This window comes from Baekduia sp. (assembly GCF_035318805.1).
Taxonomy (GTDB): Bacteria; Actinomycetota; Thermoleophilia; order Solirubrobacterales; family Solirubrobacteraceae; genus Baekduia.
This window is the reverse complement of record NZ_DATHDY010000116.1, coordinates 26,545-41,437: the sequence shown is the minus strand read 5'-3', so window position 1 is coordinate 41,437 and position 14,893 is coordinate 26,545. Positions and strand designations below refer to the sequence as shown.

17 protein-coding genes are annotated in these 14,893 nt (G+C 73.7%); 11 read left to right on the top strand and 6 right to left on the bottom strand.

Annotation, left to right across the window (positions count from 1 at the left end; all coding sequences use genetic code 11):
- Positions 1-134 precede the first annotated feature (134 nt).
- The 6 genes from VK501_RS23600 (at position 135) to pdxH (ending at position 6,049) form a co-directional block, all read left to right on the top strand.
- The gene (locus VK501_RS23600) at positions 135-689 is read left to right on the top strand and encodes a GNAT family protein (RefSeq protein WP_324341854.1); all 555 of its coding nucleotides are present in this window, start codon (positions 135-137) and stop codon (positions 687-689) included.
- Positions 686-1,882, top strand: coding sequence for a low temperature requirement protein A (locus VK501_RS23595; RefSeq protein ID WP_324341852.1), 1,197 nt, complete (start codon positions 686-688; stop codon positions 1,880-1,882). Before VK501_RS23600 ends, VK501_RS23595 begins: the two co-directional genes overlap by 4 nt.
- Positions 1,879-3,075, top strand: coding sequence for an aminotransferase class I/II-fold pyridoxal phosphate-dependent enzyme (locus VK501_RS23590; protein ID WP_324341850.1), 1,197 nt, complete (start codon positions 1,879-1,881; stop codon positions 3,073-3,075). The genes VK501_RS23595 and VK501_RS23590 overlap by 4 nt, the downstream gene beginning before the upstream one ends.
- Positions 3,076-3,123: 48 nt before the next feature.
- The gene (locus VK501_RS23585; protein WP_324341848.1) at positions 3,124-3,519 is read left to right on the top strand and encodes a response regulator; all 396 of its coding nucleotides are present in this window, start codon (positions 3,124-3,126) and stop codon (positions 3,517-3,519) included.
- Between the two features lie 96 nt (positions 3,520-3,615).
- Complete coding sequence (locus VK501_RS23580) at positions 3,616-5,304, top strand: S8 family serine peptidase (protein ID WP_324341846.1); 1,689 nt, start codon at positions 3,616-3,618, stop codon at positions 5,302-5,304.
- Positions 5,305-5,380: 76 nt separating this feature from the next.
- Positions 5,381-6,049 (top strand): pyridoxamine 5'-phosphate oxidase, encoded by a 669-nt coding sequence (pdxH, locus tag VK501_RS23575; RefSeq protein WP_324341844.1) that lies wholly within the window; start codon positions 5,381-5,383, stop codon positions 6,047-6,049.
- Between the two features lie 13 nt (positions 6,050-6,062).
- On the opposite strand, the gene VK501_RS23570 is transcribed toward pdxH, so the two are convergent.
- Positions 6,063-6,950 (bottom strand): DsbA family protein, encoded by an 888-nt coding sequence (locus tag VK501_RS23570; protein WP_324341842.1) that lies wholly within the window; start codon positions 6,948-6,950, stop codon positions 6,063-6,065.
- Positions 6,951-7,100: 150 nt separating this feature from the next.
- Here VK501_RS23570 and VK501_RS23565 point away from each other — a divergent pair, with 150 nt between their 5' ends.
- Positions 7,101-7,352, top strand: coding sequence for a hypothetical protein (locus VK501_RS23565; RefSeq protein ID WP_324341840.1), 252 nt, complete (start codon positions 7,101-7,103; stop codon positions 7,350-7,352).
- A gap of 108 nt (positions 7,353-7,460) precedes the next feature.
- A complete protein-coding gene (locus VK501_RS23560; protein WP_324341837.1) occupies positions 7,461-7,802 on the top strand; it encodes a hypothetical protein in 342 nt (113 codons plus the stop codon).
- Here the strand turns inward: VK501_RS23560 and VK501_RS23555 are convergent.
- Together VK501_RS23555 and VK501_RS23550 are read right to left on the bottom strand one after the other, a co-directional pair.
- Positions 7,799-9,445, bottom strand: a complete 1,647-nt coding sequence (locus VK501_RS23555) for a histidine kinase (protein WP_324341835.1) — start codon at positions 9,443-9,445, stop codon at positions 7,799-7,801. The two genes, VK501_RS23560 and VK501_RS23555, sit on opposite strands and share 4 nt — an antisense overlap.
- 71 nt (positions 9,446-9,516) lie before the next feature.
- Positions 9,517-10,740 carry a hypothetical protein gene (locus VK501_RS23550; RefSeq protein WP_324341833.1) on the bottom strand — a complete coding sequence of 408 codons (1,224 nt, stop codon included), beginning with the start codon at positions 10,738-10,740 and terminating at the stop codon, positions 9,517-9,519.
- 260 nt (positions 10,741-11,000) lie between these two features.
- Here VK501_RS23550 and VK501_RS23545 point away from each other — a divergent pair, with 260 nt between their 5' ends.
- The 3 genes from VK501_RS23545 to VK501_RS23535 are packed head-to-tail and all read left to right on the top strand — an operon-like array spanning position 11,001 to position 12,762.
- Positions 11,001-12,245, top strand: a complete 1,245-nt coding sequence (locus VK501_RS23545; RefSeq protein WP_324341831.1) for a DEAD/DEAH box helicase — start codon at positions 11,001-11,003, stop codon at positions 12,243-12,245.
- A gap of 11 nt (positions 12,246-12,256) precedes the next feature.
- The gene (locus VK501_RS23540) at positions 12,257-12,478 is read left to right on the top strand and encodes an RNA-binding S4 domain-containing protein (protein ID WP_324341830.1); all 222 of its coding nucleotides are present in this window, start codon (positions 12,257-12,259) and stop codon (positions 12,476-12,478) included.
- On the top strand, positions 12,475-12,762 hold the full coding sequence (locus VK501_RS23535) for a hypothetical protein (protein WP_324341829.1): 288 nt from the start codon (positions 12,475-12,477) through the stop codon (positions 12,760-12,762). The genes VK501_RS23540 and VK501_RS23535 overlap by 4 nt, the downstream gene beginning before the upstream one ends.
- Here the strand turns inward: VK501_RS23535 and VK501_RS23530 are convergent.
- From VK501_RS23530 to VK501_RS23520, 3 genes are read right to left on the bottom strand one after another with little or no spacing between them, the layout of a single operon-like run.
- A complete protein-coding gene (locus tag VK501_RS23530; RefSeq protein ID WP_324341827.1) occupies positions 12,745-13,062 on the bottom strand; it encodes an AzlD domain-containing protein in 318 nt (105 codons plus the stop codon). The two genes, VK501_RS23535 and VK501_RS23530, sit on opposite strands and share 18 nt — an antisense overlap.
- On the bottom strand, positions 13,059-13,757 hold the full coding sequence (locus VK501_RS23525) for an AzlC family ABC transporter permease (RefSeq protein ID WP_324341825.1): 699 nt from the start codon (positions 13,755-13,757) through the stop codon (positions 13,059-13,061). The genes VK501_RS23530 and VK501_RS23525 overlap by 4 nt, the downstream gene beginning before the upstream one ends.
- A 58-nt stretch (positions 13,758-13,815) precedes the next feature.
- Positions 13,816-14,877, bottom strand: coding sequence for an LLM class flavin-dependent oxidoreductase (locus VK501_RS23520; RefSeq protein ID WP_324341823.1), 1,062 nt, complete (start codon positions 14,875-14,877; stop codon positions 13,816-13,818).
- Between the last annotated feature and the right edge of the window lie 16 nt (positions 14,878-14,893).

Genomic DNA, 14,893 nt, shown 5'->3' with positions numbered 1-14,893 from the left:
GGTTCCCTTGCGGGAACTCGCCCAGGGGCTCGTACCCGCGGTCCGGTAGGGACCCACGCTCCTATCGGGTCTTCGCGTGCTTGCGCCGCGCCGCCTTGACGGCCTTCTTCGGCGCGGCGATAGCGTCCACGGCGATGCCGGCCATCCCGCTGCCCGACCCCGAGCTCGCCGACGGCGTGATCCGCCTGCGGTCGCCGCGGCCGGCCGACGTGCCCGCGATCACCGCGGCGTGCCAGGATCCGCTCATCCAGCGCTTCACGTTCGTGCCGCCCAACTACACCGAGGCCCACGCGCGCGACTGGGTCGGCTCCGAGCCGCTCGCCCGCGAGCGCGGCGAGGCCCTGTCGCTGGTCATCGCGCCGGCCGGCGGCGACGAGGTGCTCGGCACGGTCGGGCTCCTGCGCCCCGACTGGCTGCATCGCACCGCGGAGATCGGCTACTGGGTCGCGCCGTCGGCGCGGGGGCGGGGCGCCGCGACCCGCGCGGTGGCGCTGCTCGCCCCGTGGGCCCTGCGGACGCTGCGCCTGCAGCGCCTGAGCGCCGACGTCGACGTCGACAACGACGCCAGCCAGCGCGTCGCGCAGCGCGCCGGCTTCGTCCGCGAGGGCGTGCTGCGGTCGGCGATCGAGGCCAAGGGCCGGCGCTGGTCGCTGGTGGTGCACTCGCTGCTGCCCGAGGACCTGGCATGAGCGAGAGCCTCGCGAGCCTCGCCGGCGACGATCCCGCGGCGCGCGCCGCGACGGCGGCCGCGGCCGAGCCCGAGCAGCGCGTCACCGCGCTGGAGCTCTTCTTCGACCTGGTGTTCGTCTTCGCGATCACGCAGGTCACCGGCTACCTGTCGGCCGATCCCACGTGGACGCGGCTGCTGGAGGGCGTCGCGATCATCGTCGTCCTGTGGTGGGCGTGGTGCTGCTACGCGTGGCTCGGCAACACCGCGGGCTCCGACGAGGGCGCGTTCCGGGTCGTCCTGCTCGCCGCGATGGGGGCGATGCTCCTCACGGCCATCGCGCTCCCGCACGCCTTCGGGCGCGACGCGCTGGCGTTCGGGATCGCCTACTGCGTGGTCCGCGTGCTGCACATCGTCGCCTATGCGATCCTGGCCCGCGGCGACCCGACGCTGCGCAAGGTCGTCTGGGCCCTGGGGCGCACGATGATCCCGGCCGGCCTGCTGCTCGCCGTGGCGGGCCTGGTCGAGGGCGAGCTGCGGACCGCGTGCTGGGTCCTGGCGATCGCGATCGACCTGGGCAGCCTCTGGATCCAGGGCGTGGAGGGCTGGCGCGTCGACGCGGGCCACCTCGCCGAGCGCTACGGGCTGATCATCATCATCGCGCTGGGCGAGTCGATCGTCTCGCTCGGCGTCGGCGCCGAAGGCCATCCGCTGGACGCCGGGCTGATCGCCGGCGTGCTGCTCGGCATGGCCACCGCGGCCGCCCTGTGGTGGGCGTACTTCGACGTCGTGGCGCTCGTCGCCGAGCGGCGCTTCCGGCGCGCGGCCGGCCTGGAGCGGGTCCTCATCGCGCGCGACTCCTACACCTACCTCCATCTCCCGATGGTCGCCGGGATCATCCTCTTCTCGCTCGGCGCCAAGAAGACGCTGGCCCACGTCGGCGATCCGCTGGAGACGGTCCCGGCCGCGGGCCTGTGCGGCGGGCTCGCGCTGTACTTCCTCGCGCACGTCGCGTTCCGGCTGCGCAACGTCCGCAGCCTCAACGTCGGGCGGCTCGGGCTGGCGATCGTCTTCGTCGCCCTGATCCCGGTGGCGACGGAGATCCCCGCGCTCGCGTCGCTCGCGCTGGTCGCCGCGCTGTGCGTCTCGGTGATGGCCTACGAGTTCGTGCACTTCCACGACGCGCGCGAGCGCCTGCGCCACGCGCTGACGTGAGCGGCGAGCACCGCCGACGCCCGCGGCGCCTGGACCGGCTGCCCGAGCAGTACTTCACGCAGATCCTGGCGGCGGCCGCCCGCGCGCGGGCCGAGCCCGGCGCGCGGTTCCTCGACCTCGGCCGCGGCAACCCGGACCTGCCGCCGCCCGACCACGCCATCGAGGCCCTGCGCGCCGCGGCGCTGCAGACCGACACGCCGATCGTGCACGGCTACCCGCCCTTCGACGGCCACGCGGACCTGCGCGCGGCGATCGCCGCGCGCTACGCGGCCGACCACGGCGTGCCGATCGACCCCGACCGCGAGGTCGCCGTGATCCCGGGGACCAAGACGGGGATCATGCTCGCCTGCCTGGCCACGGCCGAGGCGGGGGAGACGATCCTGCTGCCCGACCCCGGCTACCCCGACTACCTCTCCGGCGCCGCGCTGGCCGGAGCGCGCGTCGCCCCGCTGCCGCTGGACGCGTCGAGGGGCTTCCAGCCCGACTTCGAGGAGGCGGCCGGCGCCGGCAGCCCGGCCGGCGCGGCGCACCCGGCCCTCGCCGTCCTCAACTACCCCTCCAACCCGTGCGCGGCGTGCGAGCAGCCCGGCACGTTCGAGGCCGCGGTCGCCTTCGCGCACGCGCGCGGCAGCTGGGTGCTCAACGACCTGGCCTACGGGTTCCTGGCCTTCGACGGCCACCGGGCCCGCAGCATCCTGGAGGTCGACGGCGCCCGCGACGTGGCCCTCGAGCTGTGGTCGCCGTCCAAGATCTACGGGATGGCCGGCTGGCGGATCGGCTTCGCGGTCGGCTCGGCGACGCTCGTCGCCCGCATCCAGGAGCTGTTGGACCACACGACGGCCGGCGTCTTCACCGGTCTGCAGCGCGGCCTGGCCGCCGCCCTGCGCTCCGACCAGTCCGACGTCGCCCAGCGCCGCGACGTCTACCGCCGCCGGCGCGACCGGCTCGTCGCCACCCTCACCGCCGCCGGCGCCGACCTGGCGCCCGCCGCGGGCTCGTTCTTTGTCTGGTGGCGCCTCCCGCCGGGCCTGACGCCGGAGCGCCTGATCGCCGAGGCCCGCGTGGGCGTCGCCCCGGGCGAGGGCTTCGGCGTCCGCGGCGCCGGCTGGGCGCGCCTCTCGCTCGCGACGCCTGACGCCGACCTCGAAGAGGCGGCGGATCGGCTCGCCCACGCGGTGCGAACCTCCACTTAGCCTGCCGTTTCGGCACACGCTCCCGCGCAGCGCGTTAGATTCAGGTGCATGGCTGAGGCCACCGTCCTCGTGGTCGACGACGATGCGAGCTTCCGGGCGTACGTCCGCGCTGCGCTCGACGAGCGCCGCTTCCGCGTCGTGGAGGCCTCCAGCGGCCCCGAGTCGTTGCAGATCGCCCTGCGCGAGCGCCCCGACGCGATCCTCCTGGACTGGCGGATGCCCGGGCAGAGCGGCATCACGACGTGCCGGTTCCTGCGCGCCGAGCCCGATCTCCAGGGCGTGCGCATCGCCATGGTGACCGGACTCGACGACGAGCGCGATCGCACGCTGGCCCGTCACGCCGGCGCCGACGCGTTCCTGGTCAAGGACCCGGATCCCGACGCGCTCGCCGTCGCGGTGCGCCGCCTGCTGGCGCCCGACGCCGCCGGCGCAACGCAGCCGTAGCGCCGGAGCTGGTTTCACCCGCGAGCGCCGGGGTAACCAAGCGGCCTCTCGTCGTCCTATTGCGGTTCAAGGAGGTCCACCTTGCGGATCAGACCGATGCTCTGTGCTCTTGGCGCCATCGGCGCCGCCACCGCGGTCGGCGGCGTCGTCGCGACCGGCTCGCCGGCGCAGAACGGCGACGTGCGCACCTATGTGGTCCTGCTGGACCCGTCGGCGTCGACCGACCAGGCCACGCAGTCCATCCAGGCCGCCGGCGGCTCCGTCGAGCGGATCAACACCGCCGTCGGCGTCGCGACCGTGCGCTCCACCGCGGCCGACTTCGCCGCGGAGGCGGTCACCCAGCCCGGCATCCAGGGCACCGCCGCCGACCGCTCCATCGGGCAGGTCCCGGCCGAGTCGCGCACCAAGCGCGACCGCGACGCCATCGAGGAGCTCACCGCCGAGCGCAACGCCGCCCGCGGCCAGCAGGGCGCCACGCCGGACGCCGCCACGCCCGGCGACCCGCTCGCCTCGCTGCAGTGGGACATGCAGATGATGCACGCGACCGTCACCGGCTCCTACCGCGAGCAGCAGGGCACCAAGGACGTCCGCGTCGGCATCATCGACACCGGCGTCGACGGCTCGCATCCGGACATCGCACCCAACTTCGACGCGGCGCTCAGCCGCAACTTCACCGTGGACGACCCGGTGATCGACGGCGCCTGCGACACCGATCCCGACGGCTCCTGCGAGGACCCGGCCAACGTGGACGAGAACGGCCACGGCACGCACGTCGCCGGCACGATCGGCGCACCGCTGAACGGCCTCGGCATGGCCGGCGTCGCTCCGCGCGTCGACATCGTCAACCTGCGGGCGGGTCAGGACTCCGGCTACTTCTTCATCCAGCCGGTCGTCGACGCCCTCACCTACGCGGGCGACCACGGCATCGACGTCGTCAACATGTCGTTCTACATCGATCCGTGGCTGTACAACTGCGCGTCCAACCCGGCCGACACGCCGGAGCAGCAGCAGGAGCAGCAGACGATCATCGAGGCGACCAAGCGCGCCCTGGCCTACGCCCATGACCGTGGCGTGACCCTCGTCGCCGCCGACGGCAACGAGAACACCGACCTCGGCCGTCCGGAGTTCGATCCGACGAGCCCGGACTATCCCACCCCGAAGTCGGCGCACGACCGCAACGTCGACAACTCGTGCCTGAGCCTGCCGACCGAGGGCGAGGGCGTCATCGGCGTCACGTCCGTCGGCCCGAGCGGGCGCAAGGCCTACTACTCCAACTACGGGACCGAGCAGGCCGACGTGTCGGCTCCGGGCGGCGACTACTACGACTTCCCGGGCACCGACAAGAACGCCAAGCCGACGAACCTGATCCTGGCGCCGTACCCGGAGGCCGTCGGCCGTGCCGCGGACCCGGCGACCATCGACGCGGCGGGCAACCCGACCACGCCGTTCGTCGTCAAGGACACCAAGAACGGCCAGACGGCCTACTACCAGTACATCCAGGGCACCTCGATGGCCTCCCCGCACGCCGTGGGCGTGGCGGCGCTCATCGTGAGCCAGTTCGGCAAGCGCGATCGGTTCCAGGGCGGCCTGACGCTCGCGCCCGACCGCGTGCAGAACATCATGCAGAAGTCGGCGACCGACACGGCGTGCCCGTCGCCTCGCCAGTACGAGTACGGCGGCCTGCCCGCGGACTACAACGCGTACTGCGAGGGGCCGGTCAAGCGCAACGGGTTCTACGGCGACGGCGTGGTCGACGCCCTCGCCGCGATCCACGCCCGGGATTAGGGCGGGAGGGAGACGGCGGCGGGCTCGGCGCTCATGGCGCGGAGCCCGCCGCCCCGGCGCCATATGCTCGCGGGCGATGCCCGAGCCGACCGTCCCCGATCACCAGCGCCTGGCGGCCATGCGCCGCACCTACGAGCGCGGCGGGCTGGACGAGGGTGACCTCGCGCCGACCTGGACCGCGATGCTCCGGCGCTGGCTGGACGACGCCGAGGCCGGCGGGGTGCGCGAGCCCAACGCGATGGTCGTCGCCACGGCCGACGCCCACGGCCGCCCGAACCTGCGGACAGTGCTGCTGAAGGGGCTCGACGACTCGGGCCTGACGTTCTTCACCCACTACGAGTCGGCCAAGGGCCACGAGCTGGCCGCCAACCCGGTGGCGTCGATCCTCTTCCCGTGGGTCGACCTCCAGCGCCAGGTGCGCCTCACCGGCGCGGTGCACCGCCTCGACGCCGCGGCCTCCGACGCGTACTGGGCCTCGCGGCCCTACGGGTCGCGCATCGGCGCACTGGCCAGCCCGCAGTCGCGCGTCGTCGCCTCGCGCGCCGAGCTCGAGCAGGCGCGCGACGCGCTGCTCGAGCGCTACCCGGAGTCGGGCGCCGTGCCGCGCCCCGAGCAGTGGGGCGGCTACGTCGTGGTCCCCGACGCCGTAGAGTTCTGGCAGGGCCGGCCCGACCGCCTCCACGACCGCCTGGCGTATCGCCGGACGGCCGAAGGGGCGTGGGTCACGGAGCGCCTGGCGCCCTGAGGCGCCGCCGGCGTCAGCGCGTCAGGTGCCAGAGAGCGCCGCTGCCGATCGCCTCCCGGCGCACGAGCCCCTCGCCGGCGGCCGCGATCAGCGCCTGCTCGGCGGCGTCGTGGTCGAGCTCGCCCAGGTTGGTGGTCATGCAGGCGGCGACCTCGCGCGTGACGGGTGCGTAGGGCAGCGCGCGCAGCACGTCGACGACGTCGCCGGCCGCCGGACGGCGCTCCAGGGAGACGTCGAGGTTGGCCAGCGCCGTGTCGTAGGACTCCAGCGGTTGGAAGCCGCCGACCTCGAGGCTGCGCCCGTCCTCGGTCGCGAAGATGATCGACGGCGCCGTGTAGCGCACGGCGCCGTCGGTGTCGGCCTCGCGACCCTGGGCCTCGATCGGCCGGCCCGCCGCGGTCCGCGCCTCGGCGCGGTCCTGCTGGTAGGCGGCCTCGACGGCGGGATCGTCCAGCGCGCCGACGACCGCGTCGACGTCGACCTGGCCCGCGACGGGCGCGAGCGCGGCGCGCAGGTCGTCCTCGCGGTCGAGCAGCAACGTGGTGGTGAACTGCGCGAACTGCAGCGCGCGGAAGACCGCGAGCTCGGCCTCGGGCTGGGCGAGGCGCGCGGCGACGACGACGCGGCACGCCAGGCCGGTGCCGGTCACGCGCTCGCGCGGCTGGCCGCCGAACGGCATCCCGAAGCGTCGCTCGAAGGTGCGAAAGCTCTGAGCGCTGCGCGTGGGCGTGTACCCGGCGGCGACGTAGCGCTCGGGACCCTCCGCGAGGCCGATCATCACGTGGCGCCAGTCGAGCTGATCGCCGAAGCGCCAGTGCAGCACCGAGAGGGCGGGGGAGGCCGAGTAGGCCCAGGGGCAGTGGGGGTCGCTGAAGTGGGTGGTGGCGATGGAGGAGGGCATCTCCGACATGATTGCACGCGCAACGACGGTACGCGCAGGCTCCACCTCCCCGCAAGTTCTTGCACAAGCGTCCTGTTATAGGCAAGGATTTGCTTGAATGGCGGCGAACAGACGCCGGACGCAGTGCAAAATCCACGAGGAGGCATTCTGATGGCAACGGAGCGACCCAGCGGGCTCAAGCAGCGGTCCTACCTGATCGGTGGCGACGAGATCAACTGGTTGGAGACCGCCGCCGGCAAGACCAAGCTGACGCAGAGTGATCTGGTGCGCCTGGCGCTGCAGCGCCTGCGCAAGGACCTCGGTGCTGCTCGCAGCCTGAAGCTGGAGGCCGTCGAGGGCCTCGCCAAGGGCACGAAGTGGGCGCCGGTCAAGCGCGGCGGCCCGCGCCGTCGCGCCGCATAGCCTCACTCAGCGAACCTGAGCGCCACGGCGCCTCGGTGGACGGACGTTCGGTCTGGACGTCCGCCGCTGAGGCGCCGCGGTGCAGTGGTCGACCTAGGGTGGGAGATGATGCATGCCGACCAGCAGATCGACTACGTCCGCACGATCAACAGCGCCCGTCTGGAGCTGGAGTCGGCGGGCAACCCGTCCTACGTCGTGATCACGCTCGACGCGGCCGGGGAGTCGCAGCTCTCGCCGATGGTCTTCTCGACCGTCGGTCCGGCCGCCGACCACGGCGTGCGCACGGCGCGCGAGCTGCAGCCCGGTGAGCAGGTCGTGATCGTCAGCCGCTCGGCCGGCGGTCAGCGCGCGATGTTCACCATCGTCGAGCCCAAGACGCTGAAGCGCATCCACCAGCGCGTCGAGGTCATCGAGCAGTCCTTCGCCGAGACCGACGGCCCCGTCTTCTAGGACGCACCGTCGTCGGTGCCGTCGTCGTCGCTGACGGGGCGGTACCAGAGCAGCGTCATCGGCTCCTCGTCGGTGAACCGCCAGCCGGGCTCGCCGAGCAGCATCGCCATCTCGTCGCGGATCGTCGCGTAGAAGCCGCGGCGGTCGCTGCGCCAGCCGTCGAGCGTCTCGGTCCCGACGTCCTCGGGCTCGAGCCAGTCGTCGTCGATGTCGCTGAACGGCACCGACGCGACGCTGACGACCTCGACGGTCGCGCGCCGGCGTCCCAGGAAGTCCATGACCGGCAGGCGCTGGCCGACACGCGGCGGCCCGCCCTCGAGCTCCCACTCGCGCGCCAGCGTGACCGACAGCGTCTTGCGGCCGGAGATGACGGCGTGGATGTTGCGCTCGCCCCGGCCGCCGTCGTCGGCGTGCCCGAACTCCAGGAACGGCTCATGCGCGCTGCGCCACGGCGCCAGCGGGATCGTCGCCTCCAGGCGCGTGCCGCCGCCGGGCGGGCTGTCGATCGTCAGCTCGCCGCCGAGCGCCGCGATGCGGTCGCGGAGCCCGCGCAGGCCGGAGCCCGCCAGCGGGTCGGCGCCGCCGTCGCCGTCGTCGGCAACGACGGCGACCGCCTCGGCGAGGCGCTGGAAGACGTCGACGCGCACGCGGGTGGCGTTGGCGTACTTGACCGCGTTGGTCAGCGCCTCGGAGGCGAGGTAGAACGCGCTGAGCTCGACCGGGGCCGGCAGCCGGCGCTCGGGCAACCGGCCGATCTCGACCGGCACCGGCGATCGCGCGGCGAGCGCCTCGAGCGCGGGCGCCAGGCCCTTCTCGGTCAGCCCGGCCGGGTGCAGGCCGCGCGCGAGCTCGCGCAGCTCGTCGGTCGCCAGGCGCGCCTCCTCCTGCGCGCGCTCCAGCAGCTCGGCGGCGTCGGGCGGCAGGTCGTCGCCGAGCTTGCGGCGCGCGATGCCGATCAGGTGGCCGAGCGCCACGACGCGCTGCTGCGCGCCGTCGTGCAGGTCGCGCCCGATGCGCTGGCGCTCGCCGTCGGCGGCGTCGAGGACGCGTGAGCGTGCGGCGGCGACCTCCGCGTCGCGCGTGCGCAGCGTCGCCTGGTGGCGGCGGCGCTCGATCTCGGCCGCGGCGCGCGCCGCGAAGATCCGCAGCACGGCCAGCTCGTCCTCGTCGGGCTCCAGCGGCCGCGACGACATGAGCGCCGCGTAGCCGACCTGGCTGCCGTCCGCGCCGGGCAGCGCGACGCCGAGGTAGGAGTCCAGGCCGAAGTCGCGGACGTAGCGGTCGCCCGGATAGCGCTCGCACGTGCCGAACGGCAGCACGAGCATGCCGGTGGCCGCGACGGCCGAGCACGGCATCGTCTCGTCGAGGTCGAACTCGTAGCCCTCGGGCAGCTCGACGCCGTTCTGCCAGGACGCCAGGACGCGCACGCGGCCGGAGGCCGGCTCGGGCAGGAACTCGCCGAGGAAGGCCAGCTCGGCGCCGAACGCGGCGGCGAGGTGATGGACCAGCGCGCGGAGGAAGGCGTCGCCCACGACGCCCGCCGTCCCCGCGGCCAGGCGGCGCAGGAGATCGCGCTCACGCGCGGTCGTCGGCGTGTGCGTGGCGTCGGACGGTTCGGGCGTTGCGGCGGCTGAGGGCTCCAAAGCGCGCCGAATGCTACCCGCGCCGCGGCGCGCCGCCGACCCTTGCGGACCGGCGACGCGCGCGTCGTGCGCTAGTTGAGCGCCATGTTCGGCTCGCCGCGGCTGCTGAGCCCGGAACCGGCGATGGTGCAGGTGCCCCCGCGCGGGGTCCCGCCGTTGTAGGCCTGGCGCACGCAGCTGCGCAGCGCCAGCTGACCCCAGTAGTTGGGGTGGAACGACTCCTGGACGTAGTACGGCCCGAAGACGGTCGAGACGGTGCGGATCTGGTTGACCCACTCGCTCTTGTCGACGGCGCCGGCCTGCGTCCACGACGTCAGGCCCTTCTCCTCCAGCAGCCCGACCGTGTTCTCGCACAGGCGGTGCCCGTTGAACGCCGACTGCAGCTCCAACACCTTCACGTTGGACAGCGCGGTCTGCGCCGCCGCGTTGCGGACGGCGTTGTTGATGGTCGGCAGGGCCGTGCTGTTGGCCCAGTTGGCGTCGTTGTTCCAGAACCCGCAGCCGCCGGTGTTCTGGCGCGTGTAGCCCGACTCGCCGTAGCGGAAGCCCGACCCGGACGGCAGCGGCGACTCGTAGTCCTGAACGACGATCTTGTAGCCGGCGTCGGTGTAGCCGGCGTTCGTCATCGCCTGGCGGACGTTGAGGATCGCGCCCTTGATCGCGGCGGTCTGGGCGGCCACGTTGGCGGCGGTGAAGTTCGCCGTCACCGACGAGTCGTCGTTGCAGTAGTCCTTCCACCACGAGGGGGAGAGGAGCCAGTCCGTGACGCAGGTCTGCACGACCGACGCGAAGTTGAAGTTGTTGCCGCCGATCGACAGCGAGATCATCTTCACGTTGTGGGTCGCGGCGAACGACTGCAGCGCCAGCGCCTGGCCCTGCTTGGACCCGTTGGAGTAGAAGTCGAGGCCGGGCTTGAAGCTCGAGCCGTCCGACGTCGCGGTCGTGGCGCCCGAGCACGCGAAGTTCACGCCGTTGACGCCGCCGCCGATGAACACCTCGGCCGACTTGGACCGGTGACAGCCCGAGATGGCCTCGCCGCTGCCCGAGGCGTTGTCGTAGTAGGCGGTGGAGCCGAGCGCGTCGATGCCGCCCGACCCGGCGTTCGAGTTGCCGGCCCAGCGGCCGGCCTCACCCGAGATGTAGGAGTCGCCCACGGTGGCGACCCACGGCGAGCCGGACCCCGGCCCGTCGGCGCGCGCCGTGCCGCTGTGCACGGCGAGCGCCGCCAGCACCGCGATGGCGGCGAGCACCCCGAAGCGGCGCGTGACCCCACGCGCCGCAGAGATCTGCGACATGTTCTCTCCTCCTGCTGACCCCCGGGGGCGACCGGATGCCGCCCCCGACTGGACGCGAACCTAACCGGCGCGACGGCGTCCGTGTGACAAATGTCGCATGCCGTCTGGCAGGGGCCGAGAACGCCGCTGCTACGATGTGCTGTGTGTTCGGGCGCCCTTGCCCGACGCGAGGCAGCTCGCTTGGGTCCCGCCGGAGTGCGGTTCGGGTCAGCAGTCTCCCCGAATCGTCCGCGACGCTCTGCGCCGCACTGGAGTTCCCAATGTCACAGAAGTCCTTCGCCGATCTCGGCGTGTCCAAGGCCGTGGTCGACGCGCTGGCCAAGCGCGGCCGCACCGAGCCGTTCGCCATCCAGAACCTCATCATCGGCGACATCCTCGCCGGGCGCGACGTGCTGGCCAAGTCGCCGACCGGCTCGGGCAAGACCCTGGCCTTCGGCGTCCCGATGCTCGACCGCATCGACGCCAACGGCTACGGCCGCCCGTCGGCGCTGGTCCTCGCCCCGACGCGCGAGCTCGCCTCGCAGATCGTCGACGAGCTCTACCCGCTGGCCCACGCCCGCGCGTTGAAGATCACCACCGTCTACGGCGGCGTCGGCATCCAGAAGCAGGAGCGCGACGCCGTCAACTCGCACATCGTGGTCGCCACGCCCGGCCGCCTCGAGGACCTGCTGCAGCGCGGCAAGCTCAAGCTCAACGACGTCACCTTCCTGGTCCTCGACGAGGCCGACCGCATGCTCGACATGGGCTTCCGCCCGGCCGTCGACCGTATCGTCGCCAAGTGCCCGCGCGGCCGCCAGACCGTCTTCCTCTCCGCGACGCTGGACGGCGACGCCGGCCGCATCGCCCGCGAGTACACCGAGGACGCCGCCTCGCACGCCATCGAGCCCGACACCGATCGCCTCGAGGCCATCGCGCACCGCTTCATCGCGGTCGAGCGCGACGACCGGCTCAAGATGCTCGTGCGCGAGCTGCGCACCGAGCGCGACCTCGCGCTCGTCTTCGTCCGCACCAAGCACGGCGCCGACCGCCTGGTCAAGCGCCTGGGCAACGAGGGCGTCAGGGCCGTCGCCATGCACGGCGACAAGTCCCAGCGCCAGCGCGAGCGCGCTCTGGCGCAGTTCGAGCGCGGCGAGGTCGACACGCTGGTCGCCACCGACGTGGCCGCCCGCGGCATCGACGTGCGCGACATCTCGCACGTGATCAACTTCGATCCGCCCGAGGACGGCGACACCTACACGCACCGCGTCGGCCGCACCGGCCGCGCCGGGCGCACCGGCGAGGGCGTCACGTTCGTCGGCAGCGAGCAGGCCGGGGACGTCCAGAAGATGGCGACGCAGCTCGGCATCCTCAAGGAGTTCGGCCAGAGCGGCCTGCTGCGCAGCGAGCGCGGTGGCGCCAAGCCGCCGTCCGAGGCCGGCGGCCCCCGCACGACGGGCGCGCGCAGGCGCCGCCCGCGCTCGCGGACGGGCAGCGGCAGCACCTCCGGTCGCCACTCCGGCCGGTAGGTCCGCGCGCCGTGGCGCGGGAGATCGCCATCCGCGGAGACATGATCCGGCTCGGCCAGCTCTTGAAGCTGGCCGACGTCGTGGACGGCGGCGGTGAGGTCAAGGACTACCTCGCCGAGGTCCCGGTCCTGGTCAACGGCCAGCCCGAGGATCGCCGCGGGCGCCAGCTGCACCCGGGCGACGTCGTCGTCACCGGCGACGAGGAGCTGCACGTCGTGAGCGCAGCGGCGTGAGCGACGAGCCGGCCGGCCCGCCGCCGCCCTCCAGCCAGGAGCTCGCGGGCGCGCTCGCGTCCAACGCGGCGCGCAAGCCCATCAACGTCGTCGCCGCGCTCGCCGGCTTCGCCGTGCCGTTCGCGGCCGGCGCGCCGGTGATCGTGGCGCTGCTGGTCGCGATGGTCGTCTACGCGGCCGCCGCGGCGCGCACGATGTTCGACGCGGCCGAGACCGCGCGCGTCACCGCCGCGGCGGGCGGCGCCGGCGACTCCGACGACTCCGAGTCAGAACGCCAGGCGTAGGAGCGCCGTCACGGCGGCCGCGCCGATGACGACCCAGATCACCGACGCGCCGCGCCACAGCAGCAGCGCCGCCGCGCCGAGGCCCACGACGCGCGCGTCGACGTCGAGCTCGCCGCCGTGGATCACGGTCTCGGTGACGACCAGCGCCGCCAGCAACGCGGCGGGCAGCAGCGAGAGCACGCGCGTGACGCGCCGGCCGAGCGTGCGCCCACCGACCGCGACGGGCCCGAACCCGCGGATCGCGAACGTCGTCACCGCGCAGAGCGCGACGGTCAGCCAGGCCTTCTCGGCGGCGGTCACGCCGTGGCCTCCGCGCCGGCGCGCGCGCCGCGCAGGCCGACCAGCGCGATGAGCGACGCGGCGAGGATCCCGATCCCCGCCGGCGCGAGCAGCCCGAGGACGACGGCGACGATCGCGCCGCCGACGGCGACGGCGCTGGCCTGCGCCGTACGCAGCTCGCCGACCAGCAGGGCGAGGAAGAACGCCGGGAAGACCGCGTCGATCCCCAGCGCCTCGGGGTCGGGCAGGGCGCTGCCGGCGATCACGCCGATGATCGTGCCGCTGAGCCACGTGACGTACTGCAGGGCCGAGGAGCCGAAGAGCGTGTGGCGGTCGAAGCGGCCGTCGCCGCGATTGGCCATGGCCCAGGCGGCGTCGACCACCGACTGGCCCTCCATCGCCCGCCGGACCCGGCCGCCCTTCAGCGAGGGCCCGAGCGCGAGGCCCATGGCGAGGTAGCGCCCGTTCATGAGCACGGCGGCCAGGACCGCCGCGATCACCGAGCCGCCCTGGGCGAGGATCGCCACCGCCGCGAACTGCGCGGCGCCGGCGTAGACGATGGCCGACATCACGATCGCCGCCGCCGCGGGCATCCCGGCGGCGCGGGCCGAGATGCCGAACGAGATGGCCACCACGAACCCGGCGGCCGCGAACGGCACCGCCGCGCGGGCGCCCGCGCGGGCGGTCGAGGAGGACCGGAGGCTCGTCACGCTCACGCCGGGCAGGCTCGCAGGCCGCGGCCCGGGCAGCCAGTCACGTCGCTTGGGGCGGCGATCAGCGCCGCTGATCGACGGCGCCGTCCGCGGCGGGCGCTCCGGCGCGCACGGGCGGGGCGTGCAGCTCGAACGCGCCGGCCAGCAGCTCGTAGGAGCGTCGCCGCGCGTCGTGGTCATGGGTGATCGTCACGACGATCACCTCGTCGGTCTTGTACGCGTCGGCCAGCTCCTCGACCTGCGCGCGCACCTTGTCGATGGCGCCGACGATCGCGCGGCGGTTGCGCACCGGCGCGCCGAGCGGCTCGCCCTCGGCCTCGAGGTACCGCAGCGCCTTCTCGGGCGGCGGCACCGCGATCAGCCGGCCCTGGCGCAGCATCTTGAAGGCCATGCGGTGGGAGGCGGCGAGGCGCTGGGCCTCCTCCTCGGTGTCGGCCGCCAGGACCCAGGCGGCGACCGCCGTCTGCGGCTCCATGTGGCGCTCGGAGTGCTGGAAGCGGGCCCGGTAGTCGGCGACGATGCCGGCGCCGCCGGGGTTGATGAAGTCGGCGAACGCGTAGGGGAGGCCGAGCTCGCCGGCCCAGATCGCGCTCTGCGGCGACGATCCCAGCAGCCACGGCTCTGGCGTCTCGGGCCGGCCCGGCAGGTCGGCGGCCAGCCGGCCGAAGCGGTGGCCGTCGGGGAAGCGGTCGTCGAGATAGGCGAGCAGCTCGACGAGCTGCTCGGGGAAGTCGTCGGGCATCGCGGTGCGCCGGTCGCGCTGCAGCGCGAAGGTCGTCATCGGGTCGGTGCCCGAGGCCCGGCCCAGCCCGAGGTCGATGCGCTCGGGAAACAGCCCGGCCAGGACGCTGAAGTTCTCGGCCACCTTCAGCGGGCTGTAGTGCGGCAGCATCACGCCGCCGCTTCCGACGCGGATGCGCTGCGTCGCGGCGGCCAGCGGCCCGATCAGCACCTCGGGGCTGGGACCGGCGAGCATCGGGCCGCCGTGGTGCTCGGAGACCCAGTAGCGGTGGTAGCCCAGCGCGTCGGTCAGCCGCGCCAGGTCGATGCTGTTGCGCAGCGCCGCCGAGCCCGTCGAGCCCTCGGCAACCGGCGACTGGTCGAGGACGCTGAGACGGAGCACCCACTCGACGCTAGCA